7 protein-coding genes are annotated in these 16,811 nt (G+C 70.8%); 3 read left to right on the top strand and 4 right to left on the bottom strand.

Annotation, left to right across the window (positions count from 1 at the left end):
- Positions 1-142 precede the first annotated feature (142 nt).
- On the bottom strand, positions 143-8,905 hold the full coding sequence (locus ACZ7G1_RS05895) for a SpvB/TcaC N-terminal domain-containing protein (protein WP_470879309.1): 8,763 nt from the start codon (positions 8,903-8,905) through the stop codon (positions 143-145).
- Positions 8,906-9,278: 373 nt separating this feature from the next.
- Between ACZ7G1_RS05895 and ACZ7G1_RS05890 the strand changes: the two genes are divergently transcribed.
- Positions 9,279-9,722: a DUF6228 family protein gene (locus ACZ7G1_RS05890; RefSeq protein WP_470879307.1), complete on the top strand. Its 444-nt coding sequence runs from the start codon at positions 9,279-9,281 to the stop codon at positions 9,720-9,722.
- 3 nt (positions 9,723-9,725) lie between these two features.
- On the opposite strand, the gene ACZ7G1_RS05885 is transcribed toward ACZ7G1_RS05890, so the two are convergent.
- On the bottom strand, positions 9,726-11,120 hold the full coding sequence (locus ACZ7G1_RS05885; protein WP_470879305.1) for a peptidase C39 family protein: 1,395 nt from the start codon (positions 11,118-11,120) through the stop codon (positions 9,726-9,728).
- A gap of 288 nt (positions 11,121-11,408) precedes the next feature.
- Between ACZ7G1_RS05885 and ACZ7G1_RS05880 the strand changes: the two genes are divergently transcribed.
- Positions 11,409-12,038: a uridine kinase family protein gene (locus ACZ7G1_RS05880; RefSeq protein WP_470879303.1), complete on the top strand. Its 630-nt coding sequence runs from the start codon at positions 11,409-11,411 to the stop codon at positions 12,036-12,038.
- 331 nt (positions 12,039-12,369) lie between these two features.
- Complete coding sequence (locus ACZ7G1_RS05875) at positions 12,370-14,283, top strand: AAA family ATPase (protein WP_470879336.1); 1,914 nt, start codon at positions 12,370-12,372, stop codon at positions 14,281-14,283.
- Positions 14,284-14,315: 32 nt separating this feature from the next.
- Here the strand turns inward: ACZ7G1_RS05875 and ACZ7G1_RS05870 are convergent, their stop codons facing one another.
- Complete coding sequence (locus ACZ7G1_RS05870; RefSeq protein ID WP_470879301.1) at positions 14,316-15,356, bottom strand: hemolysin family protein; 1,041 nt, start codon at positions 15,354-15,356, stop codon at positions 14,316-14,318.
- Positions 15,353-16,729 (bottom strand): hemolysin family protein, encoded by a 1,377-nt coding sequence (locus ACZ7G1_RS05865; RefSeq protein WP_470879299.1) that lies wholly within the window; start codon positions 16,727-16,729, stop codon positions 15,353-15,355. Before ACZ7G1_RS05865 ends, ACZ7G1_RS05870 begins: the two co-directional genes overlap by 4 nt.
- Between the last annotated feature and the right edge of the window lie 82 nt (positions 16,730-16,811).

Genomic DNA, 16,811 nt, shown 5'->3' with positions numbered 1-16,811 from the left:
ACCCGTGTGGGTTCGACGCACATCCGCAATTGCCCTCTGGAACTTCTCCAGGTGCTCTTGAACGCGCGGCATGTCTTTGTCGTATTCGGCAGGATCGGCCATCCTTAAACCACCACCCATCACCTTGAAAACCCTACAGGGGTCAAAAATCCCTGCGGTAGATCTGCTGCAAGTGCTGCATGGCCTCTGGTCCGAATATGTGCTCGACCCTCCCGCTCACCTCGTCAGTGATGCGAGTGGTTATGTGCCCCTCCGCCAGCAGGCCTTCGTAGGTGCACTTGCACATGTTGAAAATCAGGATGGACGGGCGATCGCCAGGAGCCGCGCGGCTTCCACCAAAGGTCGCCGCAGCACTGAGGGTGTCCGAGTCGCCAGGGCTCACTTGGTAGGTGAACAGATTCCCCGGCTGCCCCACGGACCCGCCGGCGGAATTCTCCCGAGCCGCCGTGCCGCTCAACCCATTGGCCTCGATGTTGTTTGCATGAGTTGTGCTCGTCCCATGGACGAAGTCCATCGACTCACTGCAGTTGTGCACCAGGACCGATGTGGCCCCCGCCAGCACGTAGTACGTGTGCAGATCATCGACCGTGAGGTTGTGGACCCTCTGGTGCTGGGTCCACGCCCGTACCGCGCTCACCTGCGCGTAAGTGCCGTTGCCGGTCTGCAGGAGTGTTCCGGGGAGGATTTCCTTGGCGTAGAGCCATTTGCCGAGGGTGGGGGCCCAGAAGGGGTGGTTGTCGGTGGCGGTGACCTTGCCGGTGGGGGCGGTGGGGGTGGTGATGGTGATTTCGACGAGGTTTTTGGTGCCTTCGCCGGTGATGAGGGCGGTGACGGTGCGGGGGGCGGTTTCGCCGGTGGTGGGGTCGGTGGCGGTGACTTTGTCGCCGGGGCGTACGTCCGCGATGGGCTTGGGGGTGCCGTCGGCCATGAGGACGGGGGTGGTCGGGGTGAAGCTGTTGCCGGTGCCGGCGCCGCAGCCGCCGGTGGCTTTGGCGGGAGGGGGGCTGTCGGCGGGTTTGGGGGCGGGGGGGCTGTCCGCGGCCTTGGGGACGGGGGCGGTGTCGGCGGCTTTGGCGGCTGCGGCGGCGTCGCCGGCGTTGTTGGCGGTCTTGGCGGCCTGGGCGGCGTCGATCGCTTTGTTGCCGTATTTGGCGACGTTGGCGGCGTAGCCGGCGCCGGGGATGGCGGAGGCGGCGGAGAGGCCGGCGTTGACGTAGTCGCCTTCGGCGGCGTACCAGCCGGCGTTGGCGAGGTCGCCGACTTCGCCGACGACGGGGACCATGCCGACGACGTCGAGGGTGGTGTGGCCGATGGTCTTCCAGGAGGGCATCTTGGGCCACTTGCCGGTCGGGTCCATGAGTTTGACCGGGTTGTTGTGGCTGTAGGTGTAGGCGGCGAGGTTGCGGGGCTCGCTGATGCCGCCGGCCATGCCGCCGTCGAGGTAGTCGGGCAGGGCGGGGTCGGTGCTGGCCCAGAGCTGGGTGCGTGGGTTGTAGTAGCGGGCGCCGTAGTAGTAGAGGCCGGTCTCGGCGTCGAGTTCCTTGCCGGTGAACTGGTAGGGCGTGTCGGCCTGTCCGGTGCGTTCCTCCACCCAGGTCTCCCCGTACGGGAAGTACTCGAGGTGTTCGGTGACCTTGCCCTGCTTGTCGGTGACGTAGCCGGAGGAGCCGATGTGGTCGGCGTGGAAGAACTGCTGGGCGTCCTCGGGGCCGGTCGTGGCGACGGTCTTGGTGGTGACGCGGCTGTCGCCGACGAAGACGTGCTTGTAGCCGGTGGTGTCGCGTTCGCTGTAGTAGCGGTTCGGGTAGAGCGAGAGCCCGTCGTCGCTGCGCTTGACGACCCGGTCGCCCTTGTCGTCGTAGACGTAGGAGACGGTGGCGCCGGCGCAGCCGCTCGGGTCCTGGGTGAGGGTGCCGGTCGCGGTGTCCTGGTTGCAGACGAGGCGGTTCTCCTCGTCCCAGACGTACTGCCGGCGCTTGCCGGCGGCGGCCGTGTTGACGGTGCCGGTCAGGTTGCCGTTGGCGTCGTAGGCGTGAGTGACGGGGCCGACCTTGGTCGGGGCGTGCGGACGGGTGCCGTCGTACGCGTACGCGTACGTGTAGGTGGTGCGGTCCTGGACGTCGTTCGGGTTGGACGGGTCGTCGACGGGTTCGATCGGTCCGGCCGTGCCGCTTCCGACGGGGAAGGCGGGGGTGCCGCCGGTGATCTGGTGGGTCTGCGACTTGCTGGTGGTGTTGTGGATCGAGTCGTAGCCCAGGCTCAGGGTGTACGTGTTGACCGCGTTGTTCTTGTCCGTGTAGCGGCCGGACGCCGAGGTGAGCCGGTACTGGTCGTCGTATCCGTAGGTCTGGCTGCTCGGACCGCCGATGTCGCCGCCCTGGGGCGCGTCGTTGGTGAGCGAGGTGATGTTGCCGATCTTGTCGTACGCGTAGCCCAGGTTCTGGAACGCGGTTCCGCCGGGGGCCACGGACTTCAGTGCTCCGAGGCGGCGGTCCTCGGCGTCGTAGGTGTAGGTGGTGCGGACCCCGTTGCCGGTCTGCTGGAGGATCTTCTGCCCGAACTTGTCGTAGTCGACCCGGTCCAGGTACGTGTAGTCGGTGCCGTTCTTGGATCCGGTGGCCCGGCCGACCTGGCCGCCCGAGTCGTAGTCGTAGGTCAGGACCTCGCCGTCGGGATAGGTCATCTGCAGGACGCGGTTGAAGGCGTCGTAGCGCCAGGCGGTGGTGTAGGTGCGCGGGGCGTCGCGGAGCGCGGTGATGGTGCGGGTCTCCTTGATCACCTCGCCGAGTGCGCCGTAGGCGCGCTGCACGGTGCCCGCCGCGTCGTGGACGCGGGTGACGCGCGAGGCGGCGTTGTCCGGCGCGCCGGGGGCTCCGTACTCGTAGGAGACGTCGTTCTCCGGGAAGGTCGGGTAGCGGATGGCCTTCAGTCGCGAGTACTCGTAGTCGTACTCGACGGCCTTCTCCGCCGCCCGCAGGTTCGCGGTGGTCTTCGACGTGACGTTTCCGGCGAGGTCGTAGCGGGTCTCGGAGCGGCCGGCGTCCGGGCTGTCGAAGGAGACGCGGCGTCCCAGTGCGTCGTAGCCGGCGCGTGTGACGTTGTTCTTGTCGTCGGTGACGGTGGTGACCTGGCCCATGGGGTCGTACCCGTAGCCGGTCCAGATCGCCGTGGCGCCGTCGAACTCCTTCACCGCGGTCGTGGCGCCCCGGATGTCGGTGTATGTGCGGCGTTCCTTGCCGTTGCCGTCGGTGACGGTCCGCTCGAAGCGGGTCGTGCCCGCCCGGTCCTGGCCGAAGCCGTACGCGGTGCTGGTGGTGACTCCGTCCGGTTGGACGGTCCTGACCGAGCGGTCCAGAGCGTCGAAGGTCTCCTTCGTGGGTGCCACGGAGTCGAAGGAGGCGTTGAACGTGGTGTTCGCGGCTCCCTTGGCCTCGGTCACCGGGTAGTACTTCTCCACGGCGCGGCCGAGGTGGTCGAACTTCAGCCGGCCGGAGACCGTCATCACCTGGGTGGGCGTGGCCCCGGGCGAGGCGGAGACGGAGGCGTCCTTCTTGGTCTGGAGGACACGCTTGAGGCCGTCGCCGAAGGTGACGGTGTCGATGGTGTCGTCGCGGACGCCCGAGGCGGCGCGGTCGAGGTGCTTGGTCGTGGCGTACGGGACGGCGGCCTCGGGGTGGTAGCCGAAGGTGATGGTGGCCTGGTCGCCGTCCTTCTCGTACGGCCCGGTCACCTTCTCGAGCCGGCCGACGCTGTCGTAGGACATCAGGACCGGCTGGCCGTTGTGGTCGGTGTTCCGCTCGGGCTGGCCGTACTTGAGGTTGTACGCCGTGGACGAGCGGTAGCCGAAGCTGTCCTCGATGGACTCGATGTGGACGCCGACGGTGGTGTCGTAGCCGTACTCCAGCTTGTAGCGCTGGCCCTTCGCGTTGGCCGGACCGGTCACCGATCTCAGGTTCCCGTCCGGGTGGTACGCCAGGTCGGAGACGGCCGCGGTGTCGTCGTCGAGGTACTCGCGCACCTGGCTCACGGCGCCGGTCGCGCAGTCGACGGCGGCTTCGCGGTGGCGCAGGAGCGTGCCCGTGGCCGCGGCCTTCTGGCGTATCGCGTCGGCGACGCCGACCAGGTGCCGGTCGCGGCACCGGGTGTCGGAGCCGGTGTACGCGTAGAGGGTCTCCACGTCGTCCGCGGTGCCCTCGTCACCCGTGTCGAGGGTGCGGGTGACGTTGCCGTACGCGTCGTAGGAGAGGTCGGTGACCGTGGACTTCACCGCGGCGGCAGCGCCCTCGTAGTGCCTGGCCTCGACGCGGGTGAGCTGGGGGAAGACGGTGGCGGTACGGCTCCGGGGGTCGGCGTCCTCGTTCGTGGAGGTGTCGAGCAGCCGGTAGGTGTTGAGCGTCTCGCGGTACGGGTGACCCGCGCCGTCCTCGGTCAGCGTGCGGGTGAGCAGGCCGCGGCCCACGTATCCGTCGGTGCGGAACTCGTCGGTCACCGTGCGGCGGACGGCATCGCCCGCACCGGGGTCGCGGTCCTCGGTCACGACCCGGCCGAAGCCGAGGAACTCGCGCTCGAGCCGGTCGTAACGGCCCTGCTCGTAGCGGAAGGTGGTCAGCCCCGTGTCGGCGCCGTCCCCCGCGACCCCGTCGAAGACCTGGGTCCGGGACAGCACCCAGCGGCTCTCCGGCATCGCGGCGGTGTTGCCCGTCCGGGTGTAGTCCAGGTCGATCCGGGCACCCATCGGCCGGCTGACGGAGCGCAGCAGGTTGGTGCGACCGGTCTTGTTGACCGCGACGACGAGTTCGTCGTCGCGGGTGGACTTGACGTGGTCGGCGCGGCCGTCGCCGTCGACGTCGCGCAGGATGGTCTCGGCCCGGCTGATGCCGGTGGTCGCGTTGGCGCCGGGGTTGAAGACGAAGACGCCGACGGGGGTGGGCAGGCCGACGGTGAAGTAGACGCCCGCGCCGAGGCTGGCGTTCTTGTCGACGGCGATCTGGGGGAAGCTGCCCCGGAATGGGGTGGGCGCGGTGAAGCCGGTGCCGGTGTTGACCGCGACCTTGATCGGGTTGGCCCCGTCGGTGAACACCCGGTCGGTGAGGCCGTCGCCGTTGACGTCCGTCATGCTCGCGCTGGTGTACGAGGTCCCCAGCTCGGCGGACAGGCCGCCCGCGAAGCCGTAACGGTCGACGTTGAACCCGAGGTTGACGCCGACGTTGCGGGTGGACGCGTCGTTGATCGGTCCGGCCGACCAGGGTTCGCGGGCGGCGAAGGAGTAGCCGAGGTTCAGCTGGGCGTCGCCGTTGGAGAACACCTTGTCCGGCAGACCGTCCCCGTTGATGTCGAGGAGGTCGACGCGGACGTCGGACTCGCCGCCACCGAGGCTGCCGCCGATGCCGAGCGACGGCTGGACCGCGCCGGTGGTGGCGGTGTTGGCGCTGGTGCCCGCGTCGGGCGCGGCCATGCCCCGGGCGCTGGCGACGGTGGCGGACTCGCTGCCCGCGGAGTACGACACGTTGCCGGAGACGTTGTCCGCCTCGCGGACGTTGCCGCCGAGGGTGCCGCGCGTGGCGCCGAGCGCGCCGTTCATGTCGGAGAACTGGATCTCCTTGGCGCCCACGACGTCGGGGTAGCCGTCGCCGTTGAGGTCGAGGTAGTCGACCGAACCCGCGGTGATCCCGCCGACCACGGTGCCGCCGAACGGGCCCGCCGCGAGGGTGGCCGACACCTGGCCGGTGACACCGCGGCGCATCACCGTCCGGTCGCCCGCCACGTCGGCGTCGGTGACGATGTCGATGGTGTCCGCGCCGAGGCGGGAACTGGTCGCCATCGCCGAGGTGATCCAGGAGGACTCGTCCTGGGCGGCCCAGCCTCCCTTGGCGGGGACGGGGGCGAACACCGCGAGTCGCGGCATGGTGAGCCGGGGGTTCGCGGTGAAGGGAGCGACGTCCGCTTCCTTGGGCTCCTTGGGGAGCGCGTCCTTGAAGCTCTGGTCCAGCGTGAGTTCGGCCTGCTTGAGCGGTTGGGTGGCGCGGTCGCGGTTGCCCTGGTAGCCGATCACGCCCCAGCCGCGGTAGGGCTGGGCGAAGGCGCCCTGCCCGACGGAACCGTGCATGGCGCTGGGGGCCGGGGTGAAGGCCGGCCAGCTCGACGTCACGTCGTAGGTGACCGAGGCGGACTGCTCGACGAGCAGGCCGAGCAGGCCGGTCTCCGCGGTGGAGTAGTCGATGTAGAGCTCGTCGCCGGCGGTGACCGGCACGGTCAGGTCCAGGTTCGGCCCGCCGAAGGGCGAGGTGTCCTTGGCTTGGAAGATCCGCTTGCCGAGCAACTGCCCGCCGCGCTTCTTGACCGTGAGCGCGATCTTGGCGTCACCGAGGAGGTTGAAGTTGAAGGAGACCTTCGGCCGTACCTTCAACTGGCCGGTCTTGGTGGCCTTGTAGACCTGCTGCGGCGCGCTGAGGGTGTCCGCCGGGAACATGGTCATGTCGTACGGCGGGTTGATCACCAGGGTGGGATCGCCCTTGGCGTCGACGACCGACTCGACCCCCTGCGCGGCCGTGTAGTGCGCCTTCGGCGTCCAGCTGACCGCGGAGGCGTCGATCGGCGAGTCGGTCTTCAGCTTCCACGACATCTTCTCGAACGTGCTGACCGGGATGCTCAGGTCGATCGCGGTGGTGCCGGTCGACCCGGCGGGCAGGACCTTGCGGTACACCTCCGAGGGGGTGTGGACGCCGTTGCCCTTCTCGATCACGACGGTCACGTCGTCCGAGGTCGCCTTGGACTTGACCACGTCACCGGTCAGCCGCAGCGTGCCGTTCACCGGCACGGTCACCAGGGACGGCCGGCCGCCGTAGGTGAAGTCGGCCGACGCGCGGAACACGGTGTTCGCCAGCCCGTTCGCGTCCGTGCCGGCCGGCAGGTCGGTGTACGTGATCTCCGGGTCCCACGCCACGGTGTCGTACTTGCCGTCCAGGATGGACTGGGTGCGGAAGTAGAGCGCGTCGCCCTTCTTCACGGGGATCGACGCCACGTTGCCCGGGGTGAACGCGGTGTGGTCGTCGGGTCCGATCCGCTGCGCCCAGAGTTCGGCGTCCTTGTGCTGGATGGTGACCCGCACGCCGTCGGCCTTGGTGTAGGCCGCCCGCTCCGGCGAGGGGTCCTGGGCCAGCTGGACGCGGCCGTCCACGCGGACTTTGCCGTCGAAGGGCGCGACCCAGCGGCGCACGGTGTCCAGGAGCGGCGAGTTGTCGACCTGCTGGTTGAACTGGGCGGTCTGATCGCCGACGATCTGGCCGGTCACCGTGCCGCCGCCGACCGGCACCGGGGTGCGGGTGGAGTCGGCGCTGTAGGCGGGATGCCCGTTCGCGTCCAGGTAGCCGAACAGCACGCCGCCGTTGTTCACCAGGTCGGCTATGCCGTCACCGTTGACGTCGCTGAAGAAGCGGTCCGAGGTGGTCGTGGTGCCGACGAAGTCCAGCTGGGCCGAGGTGGTGAGGACGTACGACTCGACGCCGATGGTCCCGGACAGCGTGCGCTCGGTCGAGATGCCGGGGAGGTTGGTGAGCTTGACCGGCGTGTCGCCGAACTTCGGCTGACCGCCCGGTGCGGCCAGGTTCGGCCGGTAGTACACGTCCTTGTTCTTGCGGAACACCTTGTCCGGCAGGTTGTCGCCGTTCACGTCGGCCAGCGCCGAAAGGCCGTCGGACTGGCCGGCGTTGAACCCGACCTTCAGCCCGACGGAACCCTCCTTGGTCATCAGGCCCTGCACGTTGTAGCCCGCGAACAGGTGCGCGCCGAAGCCGACCGACGTGTTCGCCGAGATCGCGCTGGCCTCGCCCTCCCGTATGTTCACGCCGAGGTCGTCGTCCGGCACCGACCAGCCCGCCGCGTCGGCGAAGGCGTTGTAGTTGCCCGACGGGTCGCGCACGTCGTCGAAGTAGTCGAAGGTGTGGGTGTTGAACAGCTGGTTGGTCTCGCTGAACTGCGACACCGAGGTCAGCAGCGTCTTGGCGAACGCGCCGGTCCGGTAGTTCAGCTCGTAGGCGCGGATCAGCCGGTCGTCCAGCTTGACCTCGACGCGGCGCAGCAGGTCGGCGGTGACCTTCTTGAACCCGTACCTGGCGTCGACCCGCACGTCCGCCCGGCGCGGCTCGCCGCGCTCGCGGTCCCGGATGAACGTCACCGAGTACCTGCCGTCGGTGTCGCCGCGGCCGGTGTACGTGATCTTCTGCGGGTACAGCTCGCTGCCCGGCACCTTGGAGCCCGTCGTGCCGCCGTCGGCCACCTTGGCGTACCGGTAGCGCATGACGTTGTCGTTGCCGTCGCGGATCTCCCGCGCCGCCCAGGTGGCGACCCGACCGCCGCCGTCGGCCAGCGTGCTCTCGGCCGTACCGCCGAAGACCGTCCGCACGCCCTGCTTGTCGGTGACCTCCCACCAGTAGTTCGCCGGACTGTCGCCGTGGCGCACGATCCGGTCGAACTGCCCCTCCACCCGCGAGTGGAACACCTTCTCCGCGGTCCGCGCCTGCGGCGCGCTCCGGTGCGCCACCGGTGTCAGCTGCTCGCCGTTGAGCAGGTACGTCTCCGTCTCAAGGCCCGCGTCGTACCGCGGCACCCCCCACCGCGTGTCGACCGTCACCATCGGCGTCGTGATGTCCCACCCGACCCCGGCCCACCCGTTCGCCCCCGACGAGTTGTACGCGAGCGCCAGCGTCGGCTCCAGCCCCCCGCGCCCCTTCGGCACCTCCAACGGGTACGACAGCCTCGCGTCCCCGTTGTTGTTCGCCGACGGCACCCCGACCAGGTTCACTCCCGACCCCGGGTCCGCCGCCTTGATGTCCTTGATCTGGTTCGGATTGAACGACGTCCCCTCCGGCCCCTCCGGCCCCTGCACCGCCGCCCCCGCGTCCGGCACCCCCGAAGCCGCCCCCCGCCACCCCCCAGGCGACGCCACCCCCGACACCATGAGCACCACCGCCAAAGCGACGCTCGCCCCCACCCGCCCCCGAACCACCCTCTGCACCTTCATCCCCAAGCCCCCCACCCACCGGCCATCCCCAGAGCACGAGCCACCCACCGACCCCACCCCCCTGCGCTACCGAACGGTAGTTCAACCCCCACGCCACGCGAACCGCCTTTCCGGACAACATCCGCCCCTGAAGTCACAATCAGAGAACGGCATTTCGGCCCCCTCGAACCGCCGCCACGAACCCGCCCAAGCCCTGCCACACGGCGCCGACGCCCCATCGGCATGACGATCAAGGCCCCGCTGGCCTAACGTTCCGCACATGTCATCCCCAGCCGACGACCCCGACGACCAGCCCACCGTGACGATCCGCTGCCAGGACAACGCAGCCGTGGGCGTGACCTTCCGCGACCGTTTCAGCTTCGACCGCGACTCCGTCCACTACGCCGTCGAAGCCTGGGCCCCCGGCCTCACCGCCCGGGTGAACGAGGTCGTCGCCTGGACCTGGGACAGCGACCTCAGCACGTTCCTGGAGGAACTGGCCGCCGACTACCGGGGCTGGGAAGGCGAGCGCACCTGGCACACCGACGACCGCGACCTCGCCGTCTCCGCCGTCTTCCGCTCCGGCGGCCACATCGGCCTGACCTGGACGATTCGCCCGTGGCGGGGCACGGCGGGCGACTGGAGCACCTCGGTCACCACCTGGGTGGAGGCCGGTGAGCAGATGTCCGCCCTGACATCCGACGTCCGGCACTTCCTGTCCTAGGGGTCAGAGGAGGCCCAGGGCGCGGAGGGTGTGGTGCTGGGTGGGGGTGGGTTCGGTGGGCCAGAAGAGGTAGCAGACACCGCCCGTACCGCCCCTGACCTTGCCGTTCGCGTCGTACCTCTTCGTCCGCAGCCAGATGTTCTCCCATTCGCGGCGGGGGTAGACGCGGCGGACGGCGTTGTTGGTGGGGGAGGCGGGGTCGTTGGCGATGATGTCGCCGGTGGGGGTGAAGCCGATGACGGTCATGAGGTGGCCGGAGGTGCCGTAGCCGGCGCCGGTGAGTTCTTCTTTGCGGAAGGACTGGGAGGTTATGGCGGGGATGCCGGCGCGGATGAGGGATTCGAGTTCGGTGAGGGAGTGGAGGCGGGTGACGAGGGCGTTGATGCCGGGGTAGGTGGCGGCGTAGGCGGCGTTGAAGGGCCAGTTGCCGCAGCCTTGGTATTGGTGGTCGTAGGTGAAACGGGCGGCGTGGCAGACCTGGGGGTCGGCGAAGGCGGGGTCGACCCAGGCGAGTTGGTCGGCGGTGGGGCGGCGGTCCCAGTACTCGACGATCATCTGGGAGGAGGTGGGGCTGCACCAGGCCTCGCCGCCGTTGTCGTACTCCGGGTACTGGCCGACGTGGGTGTTCTGCGAGTAGCGCGGGACGATCAGTTCACGGGAGAGGCCGGGGGTGGAGGCCGGGACGGTGAAGCGGTCGGGGACGTCCGAGGCCATGGCGCCGAGGCGCCACACCGTCGGGGTGAGGCCGCTGCCGGGGGTGCGGTAGAGCGTGAGGCGGAGGCGGTAGGACAGGAGGCGGAGGCCGCTCGCGGCGTCGTCGATGGCGAACGTGTCGGTCCAGACCGTGCTCTTGCCGTCGGTCTGGTCGTCGACGGAGGTGCGCCGGATGTCCTCGTCGCCTGAGGCCCAGCGCCCCATGACGTACCAGGGGGTCGCGGTCCCGTCGGAGTACGCGCCCGAGAGTTCGACCTGGAGCCAGGTGCCGGACGGGGTGTGGGCGTTCCAGGAGGCGATGGCCTCGGTGGCGGGGACGGTGGAGGTGTGGACCGGGGAGGTCCAGCTCGCGTACTCCCAGGTGGCGGTCCGTCCGGTGTGCGGGTCGGTGTGGTCGACGCGTCCCGCGGGGGTGGCGATGACCAGGCCGGGGCGGCGGCCGCTGACCGCCTTCGTGCCGGCCGCGGAGCCGCATCGCCAGTCCGTGTAGGTGGACCAGAAGCGGTTGTCGACGAGCCCGGCCGCCGGGGCGTGGCCTCGGTCGTCGGCCTGGTCGGAGGTGTCGGGGCAGTCGGCCGTGGAGCAGTCGGGGGCGGCGGCGGCCGGGGCGGCGGTCGCGGCCGTTCCCGCGGCTGCCGCGAGCGCGGCGGCGAGGACGGTTCTGCGCGGGGTGGAACTGGTCATGGGCGGTGACCCCCAGTCGACGAGAACGGTGGGCTTGCGGACCGGTGCGCGGGCGGGGCGTGGCAGAAGTGCGGGGCGGGCGGGGCCTGGCGGGGAGCACGCACGCGCATGGGTCCCAGCAGTCGTACGGCCCCTGCCGCCGCCGACCCACTATCGCCGCCGGCACCCGGCCTTCGCCAGCACTTCGGCACGCGTCGGCGGAGCAATATTGGTCTCGACCTGTGGCGGTGGCGGGGCGGTGGCACGGCGCTGACCTGGGGCGGTGTGGGGCTCGCCTAGGCTGGGGGCATGGATGACCTGGACCGCGCCGCGCGGGCGCTGCTTCGGCTTGAGCCTTCTTGCGGTCCGGTGCGGCTGGTGGGGGTGGACGGGCACGCGGGGTCGGGGAAGTCGACATTGGCGGCTCGGCTGTCGGTGGCGCTGGGGGGTGCGCCGGTGCTGCATCTGGACGACCTGGCCACGCACGAGGAGTTGTTCGAGTGGACCGGGCGGCTGCGGGAGCAGGTGATCGAGCCGTTCTCGCGGGGTGAGACCGCCGTGTACCGGCCGTACGACTGGCGGCTGAGGTGCTTCGGGGCGGGAAGGGAGCTGCCGGCGGCGCCGGTGGTGCTGGTGGAGGGGGTGGGTGCGGGGCGGCGGGCGGTACGGCCGTTCCTGGCGTGGCTGTTGTGGATGGAGCGGGGGGCGGAGGAGTCGTGGGCGCGGGGGCGGCGCAGGGACGGGGAGGAGCAGTCCGCGTTCTGGGACGGCTGGACCGTGGCGGAGACTCGCCACTTCGCCGAGGACCCTTCGCGGGCCGCCGCCGACACGTTGGTACGTGAGTGCGGGGAGGGGTACGACTGGCTTCCAGGGCCCGGTGTGACAGCGGGCGCGGACCAGATCATCACGCACCGTGACGGCTTCATGTCCGTGAACTGAGCGGCCGGAAGTCCACTTCCGCAAGTGCCTCAACTCCGCTTGACCCAAGGGGCGTACTGGTCTTACGTTCTGAATGTGCGGCTTTTCGGAGCCGCCGCGGACACGAAGCCCCCGGTTGTTCCCCCGTGATCGGGGGCTTCGTTCTGCCCTTCGAGGCCCCTTCGAGGGCCTTTCAAGGCCTCTTCGAGGGCCCTTGGCGACCCCTGATGCTCACCCAGGGTCACCGCTTCCGGATCATGCGCTTCTCCTTAAGCACACACCCCCTGCGCAGGTACGATGCCCGCAGGTGCGGTCAAATCCCGTCCATGCGATGACGGTTGTGGGGGACCCGATGGACATCGGCACGCAGGGCTCGCAGGCCCCGGCCGAGCTCGCCTGGCTGCGCGGAGTCGACGCCTACACGATGGGCGCCTACCCGCAGGCGGAGGACGAGTTCCGGACGGCGGTACGGATCGATCCCGGGATGGCGGACGCCTGGCTCGGGCTGCACGCGCTCAGGGTCGACACCACGACCGCGCTGCTGCGCATGTACCGGAACCGCGAGCGCTTCGGCGAGCAGCGGTCGCGGTACCGGCGCACCCTGAACTCCTGGTACTGGCTCGGCTGGTGGGTGCAGCCGGTCCTGGAGAGCCCGCGCGACCTGCTGCTCGCGCACGCCTCCCACTGGCTCGACGGGCGGCACGTGCCGGAGCTCGACCGGGCCCTTGCGGGGCTCCCGCCGGTCGACACCGACCCCCAGGTCCGCTTTCTGCACGCCTGCCGGGCCTATCTGGTCAAGGACTGGGACCAGCTCGTCCGGCACACCGAGACCCTCGTGGACGACCCGCTGCTCGGCATCGAGGCCGGGCTCTTCGGCGGGATGGCCCGGGTGCGCCTGGAGATGTACAGCCAGGCCGAACCGCTGCTCTCCGCCTCGCTGATGCGCTGCCGCAGCGAGCAGCCGCAGCGCAAGGAGCTGCGGTACTGGCTCGCCAGGGCCCACGAGGGCACCGGTCGCAGCGCCGCCGCCCTGCCGCTCTACCGGGCCGTGCACCGGATCGACCCGGCGTTCATGGACACGGCGGCGCGTCTCGCGGCGATCGCCGAGTACGACGGCTTCGAGGGCTACGACGGCGTGGACGACCCGGCCGGGCTCGCGACGGTCGCGCTCGGCACCTTCGGCGGGGGCCTCGGGCAGGACGCCGGCGAGACCGTGCCGGGCGCGGAGCCGGATGCCGGCGGTCTCGGCGACGGCCTGCGACTCGCCCCCGAGCCCGTACCGCCCGTGCCGGTCACCCCGCCGGAGACCGTACGGCAGAAGGCTCCGGTCCCCCACCAGCCGGTGCCGCCGCGTTTCCCGGCCGGGCCGACCGATCCGGTGCTGCTCGCCGAGGCTCTCGCCGAGCTGGAGGGCATGGTCGGCCTCGAACCGGTGAAGCGCCAGGTCAAGGCGTTGTCGGCGCAGCTGGAGATGGCGCGGCTGCGCGCCGGGCAGGGGCTTCCGGTCCAGCCGCCGAAACGGCACTTCGTGTTCTCAGGCCCCTCCGGCACCGGCAAGACCACCGTCGCCCGGATCCTGGGCCGGGTCTTCTACGCGCTCGGGCTGCTCGGCGGCGACCATCTCGTGGAGGCGCAGCGGGCCGATCTGGTCGGCGAGTTCCTCGGGCAGACGGCGGTCAAGGCCAACGAGCTGATCGACTCGGCCGTCGGCGGGGTCCTCTTCGTGGACGAGGCCTACGCGCTCTCGAACACCGGCTACAGCAAGGGCGACGCCTACGGCGACGAGGCCCTCCAGGTCCTCCTGAAACGGGCCGAGGACAACCGCGACCACCTCGTGGTGATCCTGGCCGGCTACCCCGAGGGCATGGACCGGCTGCTCAACACCAACCCGGGGCTCTCCTCCCGTTTCACCACCCGGGTCGACTTCCCCTCGTACCGGCCCCTGGAGCTCACCGCCATCGGCGAGGTGCTCGCGGCGGCCGACGGCGACGGCTGGGACGAGGAGGCCCTGGACGAGCTGCGCTCCATCAGCGGGCACGTGGTCGAGCAGGGCTGGATCGACGAACTGGGCAACGGCCGCTTCCTCCGCACCCTGTACGAGAAGTCCTGCGCCTACCGCGACCTGCGGCTCTCCGGCTACCCGGGCACCCTGACCCGGGAGGACCTCGCCACCCTCAGGCTGCCCGACCTCATGCAGGCGTACGGCGAGGTCCTGTCGGGCCGCGGTCCGACGGACCGCGGCCCTCAGCAGGAGCCGGGCTACTAGGGCCTGTCCGACCCTGATCCGCCGGACACCCCCTAGACCCGCGCCTCCTGGACGCGGTGGGCGGGGTCGCGGACCTCGCCCACCAGCATCTCCAGGACGTCCTCGAGGGCGACGAGGCCGAGGACGCGGCCCGAGCCGTCCGCGACCTGCGCCAGATGGGTCGCGGCGCGGCGCATCACGGTGAGGGCGTCGTCGAGCGGGAGCTCGGCGCGGAGGGTGGCCATCGGCCGCCAGAGCCGCTGCGGCACCGCCCGCTCCCGCTCCTCCAGGTCGAGGACGTCCTTGACGTGCACGAAGCCCATGAAGGTGTGGTGGGCGTCGGCGCGGACCGGGAAGCGGGAGTACCCGGTCCTTACGGTCAGCTCCTCGATCTCGCGCGGGGTGACGGACGGGGGGACCGTCACGAGGGACGCGGGCGCGATGAGGACGTCCGTCACGGGGCGGCTGCCCAGTTCCAGGGCGTCTTCGAGGCGTTCCTGCTCGACCGGGTCGAGCAGTCCGGCCTGTCCGGCGTCCTCGACGAGCCGGCCGAGCTGGGCGCTGGTGAAGACCGCCTCCACCTCGTCCTTCGGCTCGACCTTGAAGGCCCGCAGGACCAGCCGGGCGCAGGCGCCGAGCGCGGCCGTCACCGGCCGGCAGAGCCGGGCGAAGCCGACCAGGCCGGGCGCGAGCCAGAGCGCGGTCCGCTCGGGCGCGGCCATGGCCAGGTTCTTCGGCACCATCTCGCCGATGACGAGGTGGAGGAAGACGACGGCGGCGAGCGCGATGACGTAGCCGAGCGGATGGATCAGCGCCTCCGGCACCCCGACCGTGTGGAAGACGGGTTCGAGGAGGTGGGCGACGGTCGGCTCGGCGACCGCGCCGAGGGTCAGCGAGCAGACGGTGATGCCGAACTGGGCGGCCGCCATCATCTGCGGCAGGTTCTCCAGACCGTGCAGGACCTGCTTGGCCCGCGCCCCGCCGAGCGGCTCGATCTGGCTGCGCCGGACGGAGACGAGCGCGAACTCGGCTCCGACGAAGAAGCCGTTGGCGAGGACCAGGAGGACGGCGAAGAGCAGTTGCAGGGTGCTCATCGGGCGCCTCCGGTGACCAGCGGGGCGGTGGCGGAGGCCCCGGTGGGGTCCGCGTCCTGGTCGGGTTCGGTCCGGACGATCCGGACGCGCTCGGCCCGGTAGCGGTCGACCTGGCGGACCGAGAACCGCCAGCCGGGGAGTTCGGCCCGGTCCCCCGGCGCGGGGATCCGCCCGAGGAGGTCGGCGACGAGGCCGGCGACCGTCTCGTATGGCCCGTCGGGCACGTCGAGGCCTATCCGGCGCAGGGTGTGGACCCGGCAGGAGCCGTCGGCCTCCCAGGCGGCGCGGCCGTCCTCGGCGGGGGCGGCGGCCAGTTCGGGGCGTCCGTCGGCGAGGGTGTCGTGCTCGTCGCGGACCTCGCCGACGAGCTCCTCGACGATGTCCTCGAGGGTGACGACACCGGCCGTGCCGCCGTACTCGTCGACGACCACCGCGATCGGCTGTTCGCGCCGCAGCCGCTCCAGGAGCGGCTGTGCGGGGAGCGTCCCGGGGACCAGGAGCGGCGGGACCGCGATCCGGCCGACGGGGGTGCGCAGCCGGGCGTGCGGGGCGACGGCGAGCGCGTCCTTGAGGTGGACCATGCCGACGATCTCGTCGATGCGGTCGCGGTAGACCGGGAAGCGCGAGAGGCCGGTGGCCCGGGTGAGGTTGAGGACGTCGGCCGCGGTGGCGTCCCACTGGAGGGCGCTCACCTTCACGCGCGGGGTCATGACCTGCTCGGCGGTGAGTCCGCCGAGGGACAGGGTCCGTACGAAGAGTTCGGCGGTGTCCTGTTCGAGCGTGCCGGCCAGGGCGGAGTGCTGGGCGAGCGAGACGAGCTCGCCGGGGGTCCGCACGGAGTCGAGCTCCTCGGTGGGCTCGACGCCCAGGAGCCGGACGAGCCGGTTGGCGACGCGGTTGAGCAGGGCGATCACCGGCCGGAAGAGGGCGGAGAAGCGGCGCTGCGGGGTGGCCACGAAGCGGGCGACCTGGAGCGGCCGGGAGACCGCCCAGTTCTTCGGTACGAGCTCGCCGACCACCATCTGGACGGCGGAGGCGAGCAGCATGCCGATCACCACCGCGATTCCGGAGACGGCCCCTTCGGGCAGTCCGGTGGCGGTGAGCGGGCCGTGCAGCAGTCCGGCGAGCGCGGGCTCGGCGAGCATGCCGACGACGAGCGAGGTGATCGTGATGCCGAGCTGGGTGCCGGAGAGCTGGAAGGAGAGCTCGCGCAGCGCGGTGACGACGGTGCGGGCCCGCCGGTCGCCGGCGGCCGCGGCCCGTTCGGCCTCGGCCCGCTCGACGGTCACGAGGCCGAACTCGGCGGCCACGAAGAAGCCGTTGGCGAGGATCAGGAGGAAGGCCGCGAAGAGCAGCAGAAGGGAGATGATCATGCCGCCGCCTCCTGGGAGGGGGCGGCGCAGGTACTACCGGACGATCCGTCCATTGCTGGAGGGAGTCACTCCTCGGGTCGAA

The organism is Streptomyces sp. NPDC037273, assembly GCF_055603625.1.
This window is presented reverse-complemented; position numbering and strand designations above follow the sequence as displayed.

Bases quoted from the DNA above. Each gene is read 5' to 3' on its own strand.
- ACZ7G1_RS05885 (WP_470879305.1), bottom strand. From the start codon at position 11,120: ATGACCAGTTCCACCCCGCGCAGAACCGTCCTCGCCGCCGCGCTCGCG.
- ACZ7G1_RS05870 (WP_470879301.1), bottom strand. From the start codon at position 15,356: ATGAGCACCCTGCAACTGCTCTTCGCCGTCCTCCTGGTCCTCGCCAAC.
- ACZ7G1_RS05865 (WP_470879299.1), bottom strand. From the start codon at position 16,729: ATGATCATCTCCCTTCTGCTGCTCTTCGCGGCCTTCCTCCTGATCCTC.
- ACZ7G1_RS05890 (WP_470879307.1), top strand. From the start codon at position 9,279: ATGTCATCCCCAGCCGACGACCCCGACGACCAGCCCACCGTGACGATC.
- ACZ7G1_RS05875 (WP_470879336.1), top strand. From the start codon at position 12,370: ATGGACATCGGCACGCAGGGCTCGCAGGCCCCGGCCGAGCTCGCCTGG.
- ACZ7G1_RS05880 (WP_470879303.1), top strand. From the start codon at position 11,409: ATGGATGACCTGGACCGCGCCGCGCGGGCGCTGCTTCGGCTTGAGCCT.